The sequence below is a fragment of the Streptomyces cinerochromogenes genome (genome assembly GCF_014648635.1).
Lineage (GTDB): Bacteria > Actinomycetota > Actinomycetes > Streptomycetales > Streptomycetaceae > Streptomyces > Streptomyces cinerochromogenes.
In genome coordinates, this window is record NZ_BMRM01000002.1 from 419,576 (window position 1) to 438,700 (window position 19,125).

General features: G+C 74.6%; 19 protein-coding genes. 12 read left to right on the top strand and 7 right to left on the bottom strand.

Features of this window, described 5'->3' with window-relative positions; translation table 11 throughout:
- Nucleotides 1-50: 50 nt before the first annotated feature.
- The gene (locus IEZ20_RS05695; protein ID WP_189295012.1) at nt 51-2,741 is read left to right on the top strand and encodes a helicase-associated domain-containing protein; all 2,691 of its coding nucleotides are present in this window, start codon (nt 51-53) and stop codon (nt 2,739-2,741) included.
- Between the two features lie 96 nt (nt 2,742-2,837).
- A complete protein-coding gene (locus IEZ20_RS05700; protein ID WP_189295014.1) occupies nt 2,838-4,481 on the top strand; it encodes a DNA repair helicase XPB in 1,644 nt (547 codons plus the stop codon).
- Between the two features lie 12 nt (nt 4,482-4,493).
- Here IEZ20_RS05700 and IEZ20_RS05705 read toward each other — a convergent pair whose 3' ends face one another.
- Genes IEZ20_RS05705 through IEZ20_RS05715 form a run of 3 tightly spaced genes read right to left on the bottom strand, consistent with a single transcriptional unit; the run spans nt 4,494 to nt 6,157 of the window.
- On the bottom strand, nt 4,494-4,823 hold the full coding sequence (locus IEZ20_RS05705) for an SH3 domain-containing protein (protein ID WP_189295016.1): 330 nt from the start codon (nt 4,821-4,823) through the stop codon (nt 4,494-4,496).
- The gene (locus tag IEZ20_RS05710) at nt 4,787-5,956 is read right to left on the bottom strand and encodes a glycosyltransferase 87 family protein (RefSeq protein ID WP_373303906.1); all 1,170 of its coding nucleotides are present in this window, start codon (nt 5,954-5,956) and stop codon (nt 4,787-4,789) included. The genes IEZ20_RS05705 and IEZ20_RS05710 overlap by 37 nt, the downstream gene beginning before the upstream one ends.
- Before the next feature lie 18 nt (nt 5,957-5,974).
- The gene (locus IEZ20_RS05715) at nt 5,975-6,157 is read right to left on the bottom strand and encodes a hypothetical protein (protein WP_189295019.1); all 183 of its coding nucleotides are present in this window, start codon (nt 6,155-6,157) and stop codon (nt 5,975-5,977) included.
- A gap of 253 nt (nt 6,158-6,410) precedes the next feature.
- Between IEZ20_RS05715 and IEZ20_RS05720 the strand changes: the two genes are divergently transcribed.
- The 7 genes from IEZ20_RS05720 to IEZ20_RS05750 all read left to right on the top strand — a co-directional run bounded on the left by IEZ20_RS05720 (nt 6,411) and on the right by IEZ20_RS05750 (nt 13,980).
- Nucleotides 6,411-6,521, top strand: coding sequence for a keywimysin-related RiPP (locus tag IEZ20_RS05720; protein WP_184966700.1), 111 nt, complete (start codon nt 6,411-6,413; stop codon nt 6,519-6,521).
- A gap of 35 nt (nt 6,522-6,556) precedes the next feature.
- Nucleotides 6,557-8,404 (top strand): lasso peptide isopeptide bond-forming cyclase, encoded by a 1,848-nt coding sequence (locus tag IEZ20_RS05725; RefSeq protein ID WP_189295021.1) that lies wholly within the window; start codon nt 6,557-6,559, stop codon nt 8,402-8,404.
- Nucleotides 8,405-8,455: 51 nt separating this feature from the next.
- Complete coding sequence (locus tag IEZ20_RS05730; protein WP_189295023.1) at nt 8,456-8,710, top strand: lasso peptide biosynthesis PqqD family chaperone; 255 nt, start codon at nt 8,456-8,458, stop codon at nt 8,708-8,710.
- Nucleotides 8,707-9,132 carry a lasso peptide biosynthesis B2 protein gene (locus tag IEZ20_RS05735; RefSeq protein ID WP_189295026.1) on the top strand — a complete coding sequence of 142 codons (426 nt, stop codon included), beginning with the start codon at nt 8,707-8,709 and terminating at the stop codon, nt 9,130-9,132. Before IEZ20_RS05730 ends, IEZ20_RS05735 begins: the two co-directional genes overlap by 4 nt.
- The gene (locus tag IEZ20_RS05740) at nt 9,129-11,072 is read left to right on the top strand and encodes an ABC transporter ATP-binding protein (protein WP_189295028.1); all 1,944 of its coding nucleotides are present in this window, start codon (nt 9,129-9,131) and stop codon (nt 11,070-11,072) included. Before IEZ20_RS05735 ends, IEZ20_RS05740 begins: the two co-directional genes overlap by 4 nt.
- A gap of 115 nt (nt 11,073-11,187) precedes the next feature.
- A complete protein-coding gene (locus IEZ20_RS05745) occupies nt 11,188-13,242 on the top strand; it encodes a HelD family protein (RefSeq protein ID WP_189295030.1) in 2,055 nt (684 codons plus the stop codon).
- Nucleotides 13,243-13,284: 42 nt separating this feature from the next.
- The gene (locus IEZ20_RS05750; protein WP_229895887.1) at nt 13,285-13,980 is read left to right on the top strand and encodes an LppU/SCO3897 family protein; all 696 of its coding nucleotides are present in this window, start codon (nt 13,285-13,287) and stop codon (nt 13,978-13,980) included.
- Here IEZ20_RS05750 and IEZ20_RS05755 read toward each other — a convergent pair.
- Both IEZ20_RS05755 and IEZ20_RS05760 read right to left on the bottom strand, forming a co-directional pair.
- A complete protein-coding gene (locus tag IEZ20_RS05755; protein WP_189295031.1) occupies nt 13,977-14,675 on the bottom strand; it encodes a copper homeostasis protein CutC in 699 nt (232 codons plus the stop codon). The two genes, IEZ20_RS05750 and IEZ20_RS05755, sit on opposite strands and share 4 nt — an antisense overlap.
- 89 nt (nt 14,676-14,764) lie before the next feature.
- Nucleotides 14,765-15,433 (bottom strand): maleylpyruvate isomerase family mycothiol-dependent enzyme, encoded by a 669-nt coding sequence (locus IEZ20_RS05760; protein ID WP_189295033.1) that lies wholly within the window; start codon nt 15,431-15,433, stop codon nt 14,765-14,767.
- 162 nt (nt 15,434-15,595) lie between these two features.
- Between IEZ20_RS05760 and IEZ20_RS05765 the strand changes: the two genes are divergently transcribed.
- Entirely contained in the window at nt 15,596-16,240 is a 645-nt protein-coding gene (locus IEZ20_RS05765; protein WP_189295035.1) for an HD domain-containing protein, read from the top strand.
- A gap of 26 nt (nt 16,241-16,266) precedes the next feature.
- Complete coding sequence (locus IEZ20_RS05770; protein WP_189295036.1) at nt 16,267-17,364, top strand: GNAT family N-acetyltransferase; 1,098 nt, start codon at nt 16,267-16,269, stop codon at nt 17,362-17,364.
- On the opposite strand, the gene IEZ20_RS05775 is transcribed toward IEZ20_RS05770, so the two are convergent.
- Together IEZ20_RS05775 and IEZ20_RS05780 are read right to left on the bottom strand one after the other, a co-directional pair.
- Complete coding sequence (locus IEZ20_RS05775; RefSeq protein ID WP_189295039.1) at nt 17,279-17,623, bottom strand: DUF4031 domain-containing protein; 345 nt, start codon at nt 17,621-17,623, stop codon at nt 17,279-17,281. The genes IEZ20_RS05770 and IEZ20_RS05775 overlap by 86 nt on opposite strands.
- A 7-nt stretch (nt 17,624-17,630) precedes the next feature.
- On the bottom strand, nt 17,631-18,014 hold the full coding sequence (locus IEZ20_RS05780) for a DUF8819 family protein (RefSeq protein WP_189295041.1): 384 nt from the start codon (nt 18,012-18,014) through the stop codon (nt 17,631-17,633).
- 56 nt (nt 18,015-18,070) lie between these two features.
- On the opposite strand from IEZ20_RS05780, the gene IEZ20_RS05785 reads away from it, so the two are divergent.
- Entirely contained in the window at nt 18,071-18,976 is a 906-nt protein-coding gene (locus IEZ20_RS05785) for a MurR/RpiR family transcriptional regulator (protein WP_189295043.1), read from the top strand.
- Nucleotides 18,977-19,125: the final 149 nt, after the last annotated feature.

Here is a 19,125-nt window from a genome sequence, read left to right on the forward strand (position 1 = left end):
GCTTTCCGCGGGATGCCCTCGGCATATGGAATTCCGCTACCGTTGGCCGGATGAGCCCCGAGGCCCACTCAGCCCCTCGGTCCCTCGCGGAGGCGCTCCGCGCGCGGGACGACGCCTCCCTGGCCGCGCTGCTGCGCAGCCGCCCCGACCTCATCACCCCCGTCCCCACCGATCTCACCCAGCTCGCCACCCGCGCCGGTACGCGCGCCTCGGTGCTGCGCGCCCTGGAGCGGCTGGACCGGTTCGCGCTGCAGACGGCGGAGGCGCTGGCCGTGGCCCCGGACCCGGCGTCGTACGACACCCTGCTGGGCCTGATGGCCGGGGACGCCGGGGACGAGACGGTCGCCGGCGCGCTGCCCCGGGCCGTCGGCACCCTGCGCGAGCAGGCACTGGTGTGGGGCGCGGACGACCGGCTGCGGCTGGTGCGGACCGCCCGCGAACTGCTCGCGCCGTCGCCGCAGCATCCGTCGCCGACCGGGCTCGGGCCGACCGTGCAGGAGGCCACCTCCGGCATGTCGCCGGGACGGATCCAGGAGATCGTGTCGGCGGCCGGGCTGCCGTCGACGCACGACTCGGTGTCGGCCGTGGCCGCGCTGACCGCGCTGTTCACCGACCGCAGGAAGATGGCGAAGCTGCTCGCCGGGGCCCCGGAGCCGGCCCGCGAGGTGCTGTCCCGGCTGGTGTGGGGGCCGCCGTACGGGCAGGTCACGGCGGATCCGGCGGCGCACCTGCGCTGGCTGCTGGACCGGGGTCTGCTGCTGCCGACCGCGCCCGGGACCGTCGTACTGCCCCGCGAGGTCGCCCTGCACCTGCGCGAGGGCCGCGCGCACCGCACGCCCGAGCCGCTGCCGCCCGCCGTGGCACCGGCCGCGACCCACTCCCCGCAGGTGGTGGACGCCACCGCGGCCGGGCAGGCCTACACCGCGCTGGCCACCGTGGAGGAGCTGCTGAAGGACTGGGACGAGGGCGGGCCCGCGGTGCTGCGGGCCGGCGGGCTGAGCGTCCGTGACCTGAAGCGGACGGCCGTGGCGCTGGACGTGTCGGAGCCGGTCGCCGCCTTCTGGGCCGAGCTGGCCTACGCGGCCGGGCTGGTCGCCTCCGACGGCGAGGCCGACGAACGGTACGCGGCCACGCCCGCCTACGACGAGTGGCTGGAGCAGCCCCCGGCCGAGCGCTGGGCACGCCTCGCGCGGGCGTGGCTGACGGCCACCCGCACAGCGGGACTGGTCGGCGGGCGGGACACGAAGGACCGGACGCTGTCGGCACTCGGTCCCGGCCTCGACCGGTCCGCCGCTCCGGAGGTACGGCACCGGGTGCTGTCCCTGCTGGCCTCGCTGGCTGAGGGCGCGGCCCCGGACACCGAGTCGGTACTGGCCCGGCTGCGCTGGGAACGCCCGCTGCGGGGCGACCGGCGGGACGGCGCCGAGGACGACCTGCGCTCGCGGCTGGCCCGCTGGACCCTGTCGGAGGCGGAACTGCTGGGCGTGACCGGCCGGGGCGCGCTGTCGTCCCACGGCCGCGCCCTGCTGGGGGCGCCGCCGGCCGGGAAGACCGGGGGCCAGGCCGGGAAAGCCGGGGACCAGGCCGGGAAAGCCGGGGACCAGGCCGGGAAGGCCGGGGGCCAGGCCGCCGGTACGGCAGAGTCGCCCGGCGCCACGTCCAAGGCGGCCGACTCGCCCGCACCCACCGTGCCCGCGGAGTCCCCCGGGTCCGCCGAGCCCACCGGCCCCGGCGACAAACTCCCCGTGCACCACCACCGCTCCCCCGACCGTCTCACCCCCCTCTCCTCCGCCGAGCAGGCGGTCGCGACCGCCGCCGCGGCCCGGCTGCTCGCCCCGCTGCTGCCCGATCCGCTGGACCACGTGCTGCTCCAGGCCGACCTGACCGCGGTCGCGCCCGGCCCGCTGCGACGCCCGCTCGCGGACACGCTGGGGGTGCTCGCGGACGTGGAGTCCAAGGGCGGCGCGACGGTGTACCGCTTCACCCCGGCCTCGGTCCGGCGCGCCCTGGACGCCGGGCGGACCGCCACCGACCTGCACGCGTTCCTCGCCGAGCACTCCCGCACGCCGGTCCCGCAGCCGCTCGCCTATCTGATCGACGACGTGGCCCGCAAACACGGCCACCTGCGGGTCGGCGCGGCCTCCGCGTACGTCCGCTGCGACGACGACGCCCTGCTCAACGAGATCCTCGCCGACAAGCGCGCCGCCGCCCTGCGCCTGCGCCGCCTCGCGCCGACCGTGCTGGCGGCGCAGACCGACCCGGCGACGCTGCTGGAGGGGCTGCGCGCGATGGGGTACGCGCCCGCCGCCGAGTCCGCCGAGGGCGACGTCCTGATCACCCGCGCGCACGCCCACCGCACCCCGCCGCGCACCGCGCCCGAGCCGGTGCCGGAGGGGCCGCCGCCGCCCGACGCCACGCTGCTCGCGGCGGCGATCCGCGCGATCCGGGCCGGCGACCTGGCCGCCACCGCCCCGCGCAAACCCGTCGGCGAACCCCTGGCGGGCGGCGAGCTGCCGCGCACCTCCTCCGCCGAGACCCTGGCCACCATGCAGGCCGCCGTCCTGACCGGCGACTCGGTCTGGATCGGCTACGTCAACGCCGACGGCGCCGCCAGCCAGCGCGTCATCGCCCCCGTCCGCGTGGAAGGCGGCTTCGTGACGGCGTACGACCACACGTCCGACGAGGTACGCACCTATCCCCTGCACCGGATCACCGGGGTGGCGGAGCTGGCGGACGACTGAGGCCGCCCGGGGCCGGCGTCGATCTTGCGGCTCTTCGGCCATCCCGCCCGATGAGGCACACTGGACGTTTGGCCGTGATGGAAGGGTGTGCCGCGCGTGAATGGTCCGCTGATCGTCCAGTCCGACAAGACCCTGCTCCTGGAAGTCGACCACGAGCGGGCCGACGAGTGCCGTCGGGCCATCGCGCCCTTCGCCGAGCTGGAGCGGGCGCCCGAGCACATCCACACCTACCGGGTCACGCCGCTCGGACTGTGGAACGCGCGCGCCGCCGGCCATGACGCCGAGCAGGTCGTGGACGCGCTGGTGCAGTACAGCCGGTACCCGGTGCCGCACGCGCTGCTCGTGGACATCGCCGAGACGATGGACCGCTACGGCCGCCTCACCCTGAGCAAGCACCCCGCGCACGGGCTGGTCCTGACCACCACCGACCGGCCGGTGCTGGAGGAGGTGCTGAAGTCCAAGCGGATCGCCCCGCTGGTCGGCGCCCGGATCGACCCGGACACCGTGGTGGTGCACCCCTCCGAGCGCGGGCAGATCAAGCAGACGCTGCTGAAGCTGGGCTGGCCGGCCGAGGACCTCGCCGGGTACGTCGACGGTGAGGCGCACCCGATCGAGCTGCTGGAGGACGGCTGGGCGCTGCGCCCGTACCAGAAGCAGGCCGTGGAGAACTTCTGGCACGGCGGCAGCGGTGTCGTCGTGCTGCCCTGCGGCGCGGGGAAGACACTGGTGGGCGCCGGGTCGATGGCGCAGGCGAAGTCGACCACGCTGATCCTCGTCACCAACACCGTCTCCGCCCGGCAGTGGAAGCACGAGCTGGTCAAGCGGACCTCGCTGACCGAGGACGAGATCGGCGAGTACAGCGGGACGAAGAAGGAGATCCGGCCGGTCACCATCGCCACCTACCAGGTGCTGACGACCCGGCGGAAGGGCGTCTACCCGCACCTGGAGCTGTTCGACTCCCGGGACTGGGGGCTGATCGTCTACGACGAGGTGCACCTGCTGCCCGCGCCCGTCTTCAAGTTCACCGCCGACCTCCAGGCGCGGCGGCGGCTGGGGCTCACGGCCACCCTGGTGCGGGAGGACGGCCGGGAGTCGGACGTGTTCTCCCTCATCGGGCCCAAGCGGTTCGACGCCCCGTGGAAGGAGATCGAGGCGCAGGGCTACATCGCGCCCGCCGACTGCGTCGAGGTCCGGGTGAACCTCACCGACTCCGAGCGGCTGGCGTACGCCACCGCGGAGACGGAGGAGAAGTACCGCTTCTGCGCGACCACCGAGACCAAGCGGAAGGTGACCGAGGCGATCGTCCGGCGCTTCGCCGGGCAGCAGATCCTCGTCATCGGCCAGTACATCGACCAGCTGGACGAGCTGGGCGAGCACCTGAACGCCCCGGTGATCAAGGGCGAGACGTCCAACGCGCAGCGCGAGAAGCTCTTCGACGCGTTCCGCGAGGGCGAGATCAGCGTGCTGGTGGTGTCGAAGGTCGCCAACTTCTCCATCGACCTGCCCGAGGCCACGGTCGCCATCCAGGTGTCCGGCACCTTCGGCTCCCGGCAGGAGGAGGCCCAGCGGCTCGGCCGGGTGCTGCGCCCCAAGGCCGACGGCCACCAGGCCCACTTCTACTCGGTCGTCGCCCGCGACACCCTCGACCAGGACTTCGCCGCCCACCGGCAGCGCTTCCTGGCCGAGCAGGGGTACGCCTACCGGATCATGGACGCGGACGAGATCCTGGCCGAGGGCTGACGGGCTGTCGGACTAGAAGAACGCGTGGTACTCCATCCAGCCCTTCGTCTTCCCGGACTTGCCGTAGTACCAGTCGCCGCCCTTCGCGGTGCAGTACACCCGCACGCTGCTGCCCGCGAAGACGGACTTCTTCACCTTGGACCGGAAGCTGGGGCTCGTGTACATGTCGGCGTGGTCCCACTGCACGACCTGCAGGGTCCGGTCCTTGATGTTCTTGGTGCACGCCGAGGAGCCGACGGCGGAGGCGCCGGGGGCGGCCATCAGGGTGGCGCCGAGGGCGAGGGCGGTGGCGGCGGTCAGCCCGCTCACCGCCTTGCGGAGCGGAAGCTTCGAGAAGAGCATGTCGATTTCCCCGTTGGTTCGGTCGAAAGAGTCGGACAACGGCTGATCATGCTGTCATACGCGATGATCAGCCCGACCGTCAGGAGTGGGTAAGCGGCTGCCAACGGCTGCTGCCACCAGGGAAGTTCCAGGTCCAGGGCGCCCTCGTGGGGCACCAGCCACATCGTGCGGGCGGTGAAGACCAGGGCCGTCAGCGCCGCCGTACGGCGGTGCCCCTCGGCCAGCAGCACGGCGAGCAGCGGCACGCACCACACCCAGTGGTGGGTCCAGCTGACCGGGCAGACCAGCAGGGCCGTGAACGCGGTCAGCAGGACGCCGTGCGCCTCCCGGCGGGCGCGGGCCGCCAGGGCCAGCCCCGCCACCGCGACGGCCGCCGCCGGGAGCGCCCAGGCGAGGCCCGGCCCCGGGTCGCCGAGGGCCCGCGCGAGAAGGCCCCGCAGGGACTGGTTGTCCACGAGCCACGCCTTGCCCACCCGGCCGGTCTCGTACAGCCGCCGGGTCCAGAAGTCCGCGCTCGCCGCGGGGAGCAGGGCGGCACCGAGCGCGACCGTGCCCGCGAGGGCCGCCACCGCCGTCGCCGCCTCCCGCACCCGGCCGCGGAGCAGCAGGTACACCACGAACACCGCCGGGGTGAGCTTGACGCCGGCGGCGACGCCGACGCCCAGCCCCTGGGCGCGGGCACCGGGCCGCCGGGTCAGGTCCGCCAGGACCAGGCAGGCCACGGCCAGGTTGACCTGGCCGAACAGCAGTGTCTGGAAGACCGGCTCCAGCCAGAGGGCGAGGGCCGTGGCCGCGCAGAGCGGGGCCGGCGGGAGGGGGCGGGAGGCCAGGCGGGCGGAGAGCGCGACCAGGGTGGCGAGCAGGAGGGCGTTGCCCGCGAGGACGGCCGCCTTCAGGGCCGTGACCGGGATCCAGGTCAGGGGGACGAACAGGACGGCCGCGAAGGGCGGGTAGGTCGCCGGGAGCCGCCACTCGGTGACGGTGAAGCCGTACAGGTCGGTGCCGTGGGCCACGGCCGCGCCCTCGGCCCGGTAGACGAGGAGATCGGCCATGGGTGCGCCGCGCAGGGCGCACAGCGTGACGAACGAGGCGAGGGAGAGGGCGAGGAGGGGCAGGGCCGTCCGGTTCCGCACGGACGCGACCCTATGCGGTCACCTGCGGCGTATGCCCGCTTCCTCGCCGTACTCACCGAGGATGACGATCTCGAAGGCGGCCTCCAGGAACACCTTCACCGCGCGGAGGGCGTTGCCCAGCCAGTGGTGGTGGATGCCGTCGAGGGCCGTCGCGCCGGCCGGGGGCCGGACGGGGACTGGGGGAATGACTGCTGCGCTCATGGTTCCAGGGTCGCTCTCCGAAGCACGGTCTCCGAAGCGCGGTCGCGTGCCGCACAACGCCCGGCGGCGCCCCCCCGCCGCCCCGGGGCACGGCCCGCTTCCGCGCGTTCGGTGTCCGAACAGAACACCACTGTCGGCTCTTTTCAGACGATACGACTATCCGTCCCGCCCTTGTCGTCCCGCCCCGTTCCCCGGCTCCCTGGAGTCGGCCGCCCGCTCCGGGCGGACGACACCCCCGTAAGGAGAACAGGTCATGAAGAAGGCATACGAAGCGCCGACCCTCGTCCGTCTGGGTTCCTTCCGGAAGGAGACCGGACTCCTGCAGCGCTCCGGCAACGACCGGCTCATCCTGAGCAAGAACTGAACGGGACGACAGCCGAAGGTCACTGACCCGACGTCATGACTGATCCGCACCAGAGTGCGGGGACGGGCCCCGGCGCCGCGCGGTTCGCGGTCTTCACCGACCGCGCGGACGCGGCCGCCGTGGCCCGCTCCTTCGCCCGCCCCGGCACCCGAACCCTCGATCACGCCTCCGGCCGGCCATGGCTCGTCGGCACCTGGGACGACCAGGAGATCGTCAGCGCACGGGCCGGCACCACCGCCCTCGCCCTCGTCGGCTGCGCCCCCGTCGAGGCCGCGGACCTGGAGCGGGTGGCCCGCTCCCTGCGCGACCTGGCCGCCCTGGACACCTGGGCGCGCTCGCTGCCCGGCAGCTGCCACCTCGTCGCCGCCCTCGACGGGCGGATCCGGGTGCAGGGCACCGCCTCCGGACTCCGCCTCGTCTTCCACGCCGACCTCGGCGGCACCCGGGTGGCCGCGACCCGCGCCGACCTGCTGGCCGACGCCCTCGGCGCCGAGCCCGCACCGCAGCAGCTGGCGGTGCGGCTGCTCTGGCCGGTCCCGCACCCCCTGGCGGACGAGCCGCTGTGGCCCGGCATCACGGCCGTGGCCCCGCACGACGCGCTGATCCTCCAGCCGGACGGACGCGGCGTACGGCACACCCGCTGGTGGTCGCCGCCCGAGCCGGCCGTCCCGCTGCGCACCGCCGCTCCCCGGGTCCGCGAGGTCCTCGCCGAGGCCGTCGCCGCCCGCACCCGGCACGGCGGAACGGTGAGCTGCGACCTCTCCGGCGGCCTGGACTCCACCTCGGTCTGCTTCCTCGCCGACCGCTCACCGGCCCGGGTCATCGCCTCCACCTGGCCCGGACGCGACCCGGCCGACACCGACCTGGAGTGGGCCAAGCGGGCCGCCGCCGCACTGCCCGACGTCGAGCACGTCGTCTGGGACGCCGAGGAGTCCCCCCTCGTCTACACCGGGCTGCTCGGCATCGACGACGTCCTGGACGAGCCCACCATCGGCGTCATGGACCGCGCCCGGGTCCTGCACCACCTGCCCGCCATGGCCGAGCGCGGCAGCCGGGTGCACCTGACGGGCATCGGCGGCGACCACGTGGCCTGGTGCTCCGAGGCGTACTACCACCGGCTGGCCCGGCGGCGCCCCCTGCTCGCCCTGCGCCAGCTGCGCGGCTTCAAGGCGCTGTGGCAGTGGCCGCTCCTGCCCATGCTGGGCGCCCTGGCGGACTCCCGCTCCTACGGCGCCTGGCTCGCGGACACCGAGCACCGGCTGCGCGACCCGCTGCCCCCGACGGTGACCACCAGCCTCGGCTGGGGCATGAGCCCCCGCCTGTTCGAGTGGGTGACCCCGGAGGCCGAGCACCTGGCCCGTACGGCGCTGCGCACGGCCGCCCGGCGGGCGCGCCCCCTGCACCCCGACCGGGGCCTGCACGCCGACCTCCAGCAGATCCGCGACTGCACGCGCATCATCCGCCAGTGGGATCACATGGCCGCCCGCCAGGGGCTCCCCATGGCCTCGCCGTTCCTGGACGACCGGGTCATCGAGACCTGCCTCGCCGTCCGCCCCGCGGAACGCGTCTCCCCGTGGCGGTACAAGCCGCTGCTGACCGAGGCCATGCGCGGCACCGTGCCCGACGCGTGCCTGCGACGGGCCAACAAGGCCGCCGCCTCCATGGACGCGGCCGACGGACTGCGCCGGCACCGCGGCGACCTCATGGCGCTGTGGGAGGACTCGCGGCTGGAGCGGCTCGGACTGGTGGACGGCGACGTCCTGCGCCGCCTGGCGGAGCGGCCCGCCACCCGCCACCTGCGCGACGCCGTCCTGTACTCCACGATCGCCGCGGAGGTGTGGCTGCGCGCGCTCGACCGTACGCGGCGTGAAGCCCGCGAGTGACCCCGCGAAGCCGAACGGAAGCCAACGGAAGCCGAACGAAAGGACAGCGCGATGCCCCTGCGGTTCGCAGCCGACGTCAGCACGGCGAAGACCGACTACGGCACGGTTCTCCTCGACCAGCGCTCCGGCGCGTACTGGGAGCTGAACCCCACCGCGACCCTGGTCGTCGACACGCTCATGGCGGGCGGCGACGAGGAGGCCGCCGCGACCGCGGTCACCGAGGCGTTCGACGTCACCCCCGAGCGGGCACGGGCCGACGTCAGCGCCCTGGTCGAGCAGCTGCGCGCCGGCGGGCTGGCCGTATGAGCACGCCCAGCGCCCTGGAGCGGCCGTCCGGTGTCCCGCTCGGCCCGCGGCTCGCCGCCCGCCTCGTCCTCCTGCCGGCCGTCTGCCTCTCCCTGCTGCCGCCGCACCGCATCGGCACCGTCCTGCAGGTGCTCCGCCGGGGCGCCGCCCCCGCCACCGCGGCCCAGGCCCGGCTGGCCCGGGACGCCGTCTGCGCGGTGAGTCTGCGCTGCGCGGGCCCCAAGGGCTGCCTGCCCCGGTCCCTCGGGGCGGCCCTGCTCTGCCGGCTGGGCGGCAGGTGGCCGACCTGGTGCGCCGGCGCGAGCGTCGTACCGCCCTTCACCGCCCACGCCTGGGTGGAGGCGGAGGGCCGCCCGGTGGGCGAGGACCTGCCCGACGGCTACTACGCCCCCCTGCTCACCGTCGGCCCGGCCCACCGATGACGACGGGCTCGGGGGGCACCGGGGGCAACGGAGGCAACAGGGGCAACGAGGGCAACGAAGACGCCGGAAGCACCGGAGGCATCAGAAGCACCGAGGACATCGACCACACCAAAGGCAGCACCGAGCACCCCGATCGCCCTGGTCGCACCAACGACCCCCGCCGGTCCACCCGGGCCACCGTGCTCGCCGTCTGCCGTCTCACCGCCCGGCACCGGGGCGCGATGGCCCTGGCCGCCGTGCTGGCGCTGGCCGCCGCCGCGCTGGGGCTCGCGCAGCCGCTGCTGGCCCGGCGCGTGGTGGAGGCCGCCGGCGGTCGGCATCCGCTGTGGCCGCCGCTGCTGCTGCTCACCGCGCTGTTCGCCGCCGAGGCGGCCACCGGCGCCGTCGGCCGCTTCCTGCTGGAGCGGACGGGTGAAGGCGTCGTGCGGCACCTGCGCCACGACCTGGTGGGGCGGCTGCTGCGGCTGGAGATGCGGGAGTACGACCGGCAGCGCGTCGGCGACCTGATCGCGCGCGTCACCGCCGACACCACGCTGTTGCGCGAGATGGTGGCCCAGGCCCTCGTGGACCTGATCACCGGGACCCTGGTCTCCGCCGGCGCGCTGGCCCTGATGGCCTGGCTCGACCCCCTGCTGCTCCTGCTCGTCGTCGTGACCGTGGCCACCGCGGCGGCCGTGGTGACCCTGCTGCTCCGGGGCATCCGCACCGCCGCCGAACGCACCCAGGAATCCGTCGGCGCGCTCGCCGCCGACCTGGAGCGTGCCCTGGGCGCCCTGCCCCTGGTCCGGGTGTACCGGGCCGAGCGGCGGGAGGCGGCCCGGATCGGCACCCGGGTGGACGACGCCTGCGCCGCCGGGGTGCGCACCGCGGCCTTCGCCGCGGGCATGAGCAGCGCGGTCGAACTGGCCGTGCAGGGCTCGTTCCTGCTGGTCCTCGTCGTCGGCGGGCTGCGCGTGCACGGTCCCGGACGCTCCCTGGGCGACCTGGTCGCCTTCCTCCTGTACGCCTCCTACCTCGTCGTCCCGCTGTCCTCGGTGTTCCGGGCGGCCGGCCTCGTCCAGCGGGGCATGGGCGCCCACCTGCGCGTCCAGGAGACCCTGGGCCTGTTGGTGGAACCGGAAGACCCACCCGCCGAACCCGGCTCCCCGACACCCGCCGCCGGCGCACCCGCTCTCGCGCTGCACGACGTCCACTTCGCCTACCGGCCCGGCCGGCCGGTGCTGCGCGGAGTCACCTTCGCCGTGCCGCAGCGGGGGCAGGTCGCCCTCGTCGGCCTCTCCGGTGCGGGGAAGAGCACGGTGTTCGCCCTGGTCTCCCGGTTCTACGAGCCCGACGCCGGGCTCCTCCGCTTCCACGGCCGCCCCGCCCCCGACCTGGGCCGCGACGCCTGCCGGGCGCGGCTCGCGACCGTCGACCAGAGCAGCCATGTGGTGGCGGGCACCCTCCGCGACAACATCGCCTACAGCCGCCCGGAGGCCACGGACGACGAGGTGCGCCGCGCCGTCCGGCTGGCCCGCCTGGAGCAGGTGGCCGAGCGGCTGCCCGGCGGGCTGCACGGCGCCGTCGGCGAGCACGGCGGCCTGCTGTCCGGTGGTGAACGGCAGCGTGTCGCCCTCGCCCGGGCCCTGCTCGCCCGTCCCGCACTGCTCCTGCTGGACGAACCCACCTCCCACCTCGACGCCCTGAACGAGGCCGCGCTCGCCGCCGCCCTGCGGGACATCGCCCGGGAGTGCGCGGTCCTCGTCATCGCCCACCGGCTCTCCACCGTCCAGCACTCCGACCGGATCGTCGTCCTGGACGAGGGCCGGGTCACGGCGCAGGGGCGGCACGAGGACCTGCTCGTCACCAGTTCCGTGTACCGGCGGCTGGCGACGGCACAGATGCTGCGGCCGGCGGCCTCGCCGGCGGGCGGCGCCGGTAATTCGCTGGCCCGTTCCTGAGTGCCTCCTCTAGAATCTCCGCCCTTGCCCGCCTCCTCTCGGAGTGCCGCCGCCCGGCCGGAAACCGGACGGCATCGTCCTGGCCCACGCAGCAGGTCCCACCGGAGGCACCCCCTTGTCCACGCCCGCCCACGACACCCTCGACGGTCCGCTCGCCCGAGAGCGCTCCCACCTCGCCGCGTCCCGTGCCGCCCTGCGCGCCATGCGGGAGGACGTGGAGGCGCTGGACATCAGCGATGTCACGGCGAACTGGGTCAACGCCCAGATCCTGGAGCGCCAGATCGGGGAGCGCATCAAGGCGCTGGCCGACCTCAGCGACACCCCGCTGTTCTTCGGCCGGCTCGACTACCTGCACGCGCCGGGGGCGGAGCGGGCCGAGGGCGGGGAGGGAGAGCAGTTCTACATCGGGCGGCGGCACGTGCACGACGCCGACGGCGATCCCATGGTCATCGACTGGCGTGCGCCGGTCTCGCAGCCGTTCTACCGGGCGTCGAAGAAGGACCCCATGGACGTCGGGCTGCGCCGCCGCTTCGGTTACACCGGCGGCGAGCTGACCGCGTACGAGGACGAGCACCTCTCCGACCCCCAGGAGGCGGCGACCACCAGCAAGCTGCTCCAGCAGGAGATCGAGCGGCCGCGTGTCGGTCCGATGCGGGACATCGTCGCCACCATCCAGCCCGAGCAGGACGAGATCGTCCGCAGCGGCCTCGGCGGCACCGTCTGCGTGCAGGGCGGCCCCGGCACCGGGAAGACCGCCGTCGGCCTGCACCGGGTCGCGTACCTCCTCTACGCCCACCGGGAGCGGCTCGCCCGCACCGGCACCCTGGTCATCGGGCCGAACCGGTCCTTCCTGCACTACATCGAGCAGGTCCTGCCCGCGCTCGGCGAGCTGACCGTGCAGCAGGCGACCGTGGACGACCTGGTCGCGCACGTCGAGGTGCGCGGCACGGACGAGGCCGCCGCCGCGACCGTCAAGGGCGACGCCCGGATGGCCGAGGTCCTCAGGCGCGCCCTGTACTCCCACGTGACCCTGCCCACCGAGCCGGTCGTGGTGGTGCGCGGCTCCCGGCGCTGGCGGGTCCCGGCGTACGAACTCGAGGAGATCGTCCGCGAGTTGCTGGCCCGGGACATCCGCTACGGCGCCGCCCGCGAGGCCCTGCCGCAGCGGATCGCGCACGCGGTGCTGGTGCAGATGGAGCGGTCCGGGGAGGCCCCGGACGACCGGGTGCAGGACGCGGTGGCCCGCAACAGCGCGGTGAAGGCGGCCGTGAAGGCGGTGTGGCCGGCCGTCGACCCGGCGAAGCTGGTGCTGCGGCTGCTGACCGACGCGGCCTTCCTCGCCGAGCACGCCGGCGGTGTCCTGACCGAGGACGAGCAGAAGACGATCCTGTGGGCCAAGCCGGTGCGCAGCGTGAAGTCGGCCCCGTGGTCGGCGGCGGACGCGGTGCTGGTCGACGAGGCGGCCGATCTGATCCAGCGCACGTCCTCGCTCGGTCATGTCGTCCTGGACGAGGCGCAGGACCTCTCCCCCATGCAGTACCGGGCCGTCGGCCGCCGCTGCACGACCGGCAGCGCGACCGTGCTCGGCGACCTCGCGCAGGGTACGACCCCGTGGGCGACCCGGAGCTGGGCGGAGGCGCTGGCGCATCTCGGCAAGCCGGAGGGGGCCGTCGAGGAGCTGACCGCCGGTTTCCGTGTGCCGACGGACGTCATCGCGTACGCCTCCCGGCTGCTGCCGCACATCGCGCCCGGCCTCGCCTCGGTCGCCTCCGTCCGGGAGAACCCCGGCTTCTTCGAGGTCCGCGCGGTCACGGGCACGGCCGAGACCGTCGCCGCCTGCGAGGAGTTGCTGCGCAACGAGGGTTCGACCGGCCTCATCGCGGCCGACGCCCGCGTCCCCGTGCTCGCCGACGCCCTGGCGGCGGCCGGCATCGCGTACCTGGCGCCCGGCGAGGAGACCACCCGGGAGGCCCGGCTGACCCTGGTCCCGGCCTCGCTCGCCAAGGGTCTGGAGTACGACTACGTGGTGCTGGACGAGCCGCAGGCCGTGGTGGACGGCGAGCCGGACGAGCGCACGGGCCTGCGGCGCCTGTACGTGGCGCTGACCCGGGCGGTGTCGGGCCTGATCGTGACGCACACGGCACCGCTGCCGCCGCAGCTCACCGCGTAGGGTGCTGTGCCGTTCCGCCATGTCCCTGTGGAGAGGCCTCCGTTGAGCACGCCGCACCCGCCGCACGCGTACCCGTACCGGCAGCCGCCCGGCCCCGGGTGCGAGGTGTGCGGGGCGATGCCCGCGGCGCCGGTGACGGTGCGCGGGCACCAGGGGATGGTGGTGGTCATGCGGTTCCTGCGGCGCCGGGGCGTGCTGTGCCGCACCTGCGGGCTCGCCGTCGCGCGGACGATGCAGGCGGACACCCTGGTGCGGGGCTGGTGGGGTGCGCTGTCGATGTTCATCACCCCGGTCACCCTGCTGCTCAACCTCGGCGCGCTGTCCCGCATCCGCAGGCTCCCGCCCCCGGCGACGGCCGCCTGGCGCCCGCCGCTGGACCCGGGCCGCCCGGTGCTGCGGCGGCCGGCCGGGCTGTTCGCCCTCATCCCGCTCGCCGGGCTCGCCATGCTGCTGGTCGGCGTACCCGTGCTCGTGGTGATCGGCACGTCGTCCGAGCCGGCCGGGGTGCACTACCACCACCGGCAGAACCGCGAGCCGCTCGCGGTCGGGGCGTGCGCGCACAACGACGGCGACTGGACCAACCAGGACCTCCGCAACGTCCCCTGTGATTCCCCGGACGCCCAGTTCGAGATCACCGAGCCGAAGGACGGCTACTGCGCGGACGGCGACTACATGGCCCGCCTGGAGTACAGCGTGAACGGCAGGACCTCGCTGTGCCTGCACCCGGTGGGGAACTAGGGGGTTTCCCCGTCCAGCGTCGTACGCCACTCGGCGACCGCGTCCGCCGAGACCGGGCCCTGCCAGCCGTCGGGACGGGCCGCGCCGCCGATGTGGAAGGCCTCGATCCCGCCGGCCCGGAGCCGCGGGACATGGTCGAGGCGCAGGCCGCCGCCGACCAGGATCTGCTGCTCGTACCCCGGCTCGCCGCCGTGGGCCGCCTCGGCGAGCAGTGTGGGCAGGCCGTCGTCCACGCCGGAGGCGGAGCCGGCGGTGAGGTAGGTGTCGAGGCCGGGCAGCTCGGCGAGCTGCTTGCGCAGGGCGTCCCGGTCGGCGGCCCGGTCGATCGCCCGGTGGAAGGTCCACGGGCAGCCGCCGAGCGCCCCGACGACCCGCTCCACCGCGGACAGGTCGACGCCGCCGTCCTCGGCGAGGAAGCCGAGGACGAACTGGTCGGCGCCGGCCTCCCGCAGCTCGCCGGCCACGCCGACCAGCCGGGCCACGTCACCGGCGGCGAACCCGTCCGCGAGCCGGAGCATCACGCGCAGCTCGATGTCGACGGCGGCACGGATCGCGGCGACCGTGGCGGGCGCGGGGGTGAGCCCGTCGGCCGCCATCTCGGTGACCAGCTCCAGCCGGTCCGCGCCTCCCGCCTGGGCGGCGACCGCGTCCTCGACGTCGAGGGCGATCACCTCCAGGACCGCACGCTTGCTCATGGGCACCCCATTCCTCGGCGTTCTCGGGCGACTACAGGTCTAGTCCAATTCAAGAGTACGCCGGTACCGGAGCGCCACGGTGCCGCCGGTCACCCGAAGATGTTCAGCTCCTCCTCCCGCACCCCCGCCAGCTCGTAGGCCGCCGCCGACACCGGCCGTCCCGAGTACAGCCGGACGAGCGTGGGGGCGTCGCCGATGTACCGGGCGGGCGGGCCCTCCCCGCCCGGCGCGCCGAACCGCAGCGGCTCGTCGAGGTCGTCGAGGTCGGCGTGGAGCGGCACGTGTTCCCTCTGCCGGGTGGACCGCACCAGCAGGGCCAGCGCGTCCGGCAGCCCCGCCCCGGCGTACGCCCCCGGCTCGCCCAGCACCTCCCGCACGTCCCCGGCGTGCACCCACTCCCCCAGGGCGATCAGGTCCAGCCGCCCGTCACCCCGGGCGATCACCGGCCCGGCCTCGGTCATCCCCCGCTCCAGCTCGTCCACGACCCGCGCGTTCGTCCAGTCGGCCCGCTCGGCGATGTCCCGGTCGTTCGACTCGGGTGAGAACACGCCCTTCTCCAACCGGTTCTCCACCACCCGCATCAGCGCGGCGGAACAGTGCGCCAGCACATCCCGCACCGTCCACCCCGGACACGCGGCCGTCGGCAGCGCGAAGTCGGAGTCGGGCCGGGACCGCAGCAGCGGCACGAGGGCGTCACGCTCGACGGCCAGCAGCCGTCCGGGAAGTTCAGGATCGCGCTCTTCCGGCGTGTCAGTCATGACAGCCACGCTAGGGGCGACCAGGGCGGGCGGTCACGCGGGAAACGGACGGACAGCCGACCGGGGGGAACGAGGAAAACCGCCGGACCGGAAAGCGGCCGGACAAGGAGGGCGGCCCGGCGGGAGGCGGCCGAGTGCCGTCCGGCACGGAAGAATGGGCCCATGGCCGACCTCGACGCCCTGCGCCTCCGCTTCGCCCGCGCCCTGGAGGCAGCCCGAGCCCCCGGCGGCGGGCCCGACCCCGCCCCGTACGCCGACAACCTGCTCGCCCGCTGGCAGGAGCCGCAGCGCCGGTACCACACGGTGGCCCACCTCACCGCCGTACTCGACCACGTCGACACCCTGGAGGCGTACGCGGGCGACCCGGACGTGGTCCGGCTGGCCGCCTGGTTCCACGACGCGGTCTACCTCCCCGAGCGGTCGGAGAACGAGGAACGCTCGGCGCGGCTGGCCGAGCGCGCCCTGCCGGAGGCCGGGGTGCCGGACACGAAGACGGCCGAGGTGGCCCGGCTGGTCCGGCTCACCGTCACGCACGACCCGGCCGACGACGACCGCGACGGCCAGGTGCTGTGCGACGCCGACCTGGCGGTCCTGGCCGCGCCCCCGTCGGCGTACGCCGTGTACACCGCCGAGGTCCGCGAGGAGTACCACTTCGTCCCGAGCGACGCCTTCCGTCGGGGCCGTGCGGCGGTTCTGCGGCAACTCCTCGGCCTGCCCCGCCTGTTCCGCACCCCGTACGGCCGGGAGCACTGGGAGGCCACCGCCCGCTACAACCTCGCGTCCGAGCTGGAAATGCTGTCGACCTGAGGCCCTCGCCCCCGTACTGTGCGCGCATGCGGACCATGAGCGGGGACCAGGTGGAGGCGGCTGTCGCCAGCTGTACGACGGCACTGCGCACGGCGCTGGACCGGGACTGGGAGGCGGTCCACGCGGCCGGCCTGGACTGGAGCTGCCGCACGACCGCGTTGCACATCGCCCAAGCCCTCACCAAGTACGCCGGCCAGCTCGCCACCGGCGCCCGGCACCGCATCCCGCTGAACCTCACCCTGCCCGAGGACACCGACAACGCCGGGCTGCTGCAGGTGATCGAGGCGGCCGGCGCCCTGCTGGCCGCCGCGGTCCGCACCGCGCCCCCGGGCGTGCGCGCCTTCCACCCCTACCCGTTCGGCAGCGCCGACCGCGAGGGCTTCGCCGCGATGTGCGTCACCGAGGCGCTGCTGCACACCCACGACATCACCCGCGGCCTCGGCCTGCCCTACGAACCCCCCGCCGACCTCGCCGACTCCGCCCTGGCCTGGCTCTTCCCCCACGTCCAGCCCGGCCCCGCGCCCTGGCCGACCCTGCTGTGGGCGACCGGCCGCGGCGAACTGCCCGGCCGCGCCCCGGTCACCGGCTGGAACTGGTACAACAACCTCGTCATCCCCGCCGGACCCGTCACCCTCACCGGAATCCGGCCGGCCCAGGCCGACGACCTGCGCCTGGGCGGCACGGGCGGCTTCGACTGGCTCGACGGCGGCCCGTACGAGGGCACCCGCGAGGCCTGCTCCTACCTGATGAAGGCGTACGAAGCCGGCGTGCACCGCCCCGAGTTCGGCGTCTTCGCCCTCGTACGCCCCGAGGACGGCCGGGCGGTCGGCGGCATCGGCTTCCACGGCGCCCCCGACGAGGAGCACCGGGTGGAGATCGGCTACGACCTCGTCCCCGGCGCCCGCGGCAACGGCTACGCCACCGAGGCGCTGCGCACCCTGGCCGAGTGGGCCCTGGCCCGGGACGACGTCGACACGGTCATCGCCACGATCGAGCGCGACAACCTGCCCTCACAGCACGTGGTGGGCCGGGCGGGCTTCACCCGGGCGACGGTGGAGGAGGAGCGCACCGCCCAGGACGAACACGACATGGACGCGGGGCTGCTGCTCTACCTGCGCCGCTGAGCAGGCCCTTGGGCCGGCGCAGCCCGGAGGACCTCAGCAGCCGGACCACCTCGCGGCTGCTGACCTCCACCGCCCCCGCCGCCACCGCGTCCGCGTAGCGGTGGGACGGGACGTCGTAGTGGTCGCCGTCGAAGGCCCGGCGGGAGACGCCCAACCCGGCGGCGAACAGGTGGAGTTCGTCGTAGGAGACGTCGCTCACCAGGTGGGACCACAGGCGGCCGTGGCCCGGCCAGGTGGGCGGGTCGATGTAGAGGGTCACCGGAGCCTCACGAGGGCGTCGTCCCGCCGGCGGCGGAGGCCAGGGAGCCGACGGAGGCGACCTTCACGCCCGCCTTGTGGCAGACCCAGTGCGGGTCGGGGCCCAGTTCCGGTTCCACGTCCAGGGCGTGCGGGTCGCCGGAGCCGCACACCGGGCACAGCGGCCAGCGGCCGTAGCGGTCCAGCAGGGCGTCCTGGACGTCCTGGGCGACCAGTCCGGCGACGAAGGCCAGGCCGTCCGGCCACTGCTCGGCCCACCAGCGCCGTTGCGCGATGGAGTCCTCCACCAGCGACACCACGTCCGCCTCGGCGACCTGGCCGGCGACCAGGTCCGCGAGCACCAGGGCGCGGGCCGCGTGCAACGCCTGTTCCAGGGGGCTGATGGGTTCCATGCACCCCATTGTGCGCACTCTTGACCGCGACACCGAATCGAAAATATCTTTCATTCGTGACCCAGGACGTGAAGGAAAGTTTCGGCAGCCCGGGTGGATCCCTCGCCGCCAAGGTGCGCACGCTCGCCCCGTCCATGACCCGGTCCATGCAGCGCGTCGCCGAGGCCGTCGCCGACGACCCGGCCGGCTGCGCCGCGCTCACGGTCACCGGACTCGCCGAACTCACCGGCACCAGCGAGGCCACGGTCGTCCGCACCGCCCGGCTGCTCGGCTACCCGGGCTACCGCGATCTGCGGCTCGCCCTCGCCGGGCTCGCCGCCCAGCAGCAGTCCGGCCGCGCGCCCGCGATCACCACGGACATCGCGGTGGACGACCCCATCGCCGACGTCGTCGCCAAGCTGGCCTACGAGGAGCAGCAGACCCTCGCCGACACCGCCGCCGGACTCGACACCGTGCAGCTCGACGCGGCCGTCACCGCCCTCACGGGCGCCCGCCGCACCGATGTGTACGGCATAGGGGCGTCCGGACTGGTCGCCCAGGACCTCACCCAGAAGCTGCTGCGCATAGGGCTCATAGCCCACGCGCACAGCGATCCGCACCTCGCGGTGACCAACGCCGTGCAGCTCCGTTCGGGTGACGTGGCGATCGCGATCACGCATTCGGGGTCCACGGGGGACGTCATCGAGCCACTCCGGGCGGCCTTCGAGCGCGGGGCGACGACGGTGGCCATCACCGGCAGGCCCGACTCGGCGGTCACCCAGTACGCCGACCTGGTGCTGACCACCTCGACCTCGCGGGAGACCGAGCTGCGGCCCGCCGCGATGTCCTCGCGGACGAGTCAGCTGCTGGTGGTGGACTGTCTGTTCGTGGGGGTGGCGCAGCGGACGTACGAGACCGCGGCACCGGCACTGGCCGCGTCCTACGAGGCGCTGGCCCACCGGCACCGCAGCGCTTCGCGATAGACCGCGGGGCGAGACACCGTCGGACGGACAGGCCGTCGGACGGACAGGCCGCAGGACGGCAGACCGTGGGCCGATCGGCCCCGGGGCGACGGACCGTCGGCCGACAGACCGCAGGGAAAGCACGTCCCCGTACTGGAGAGAGCCACCCC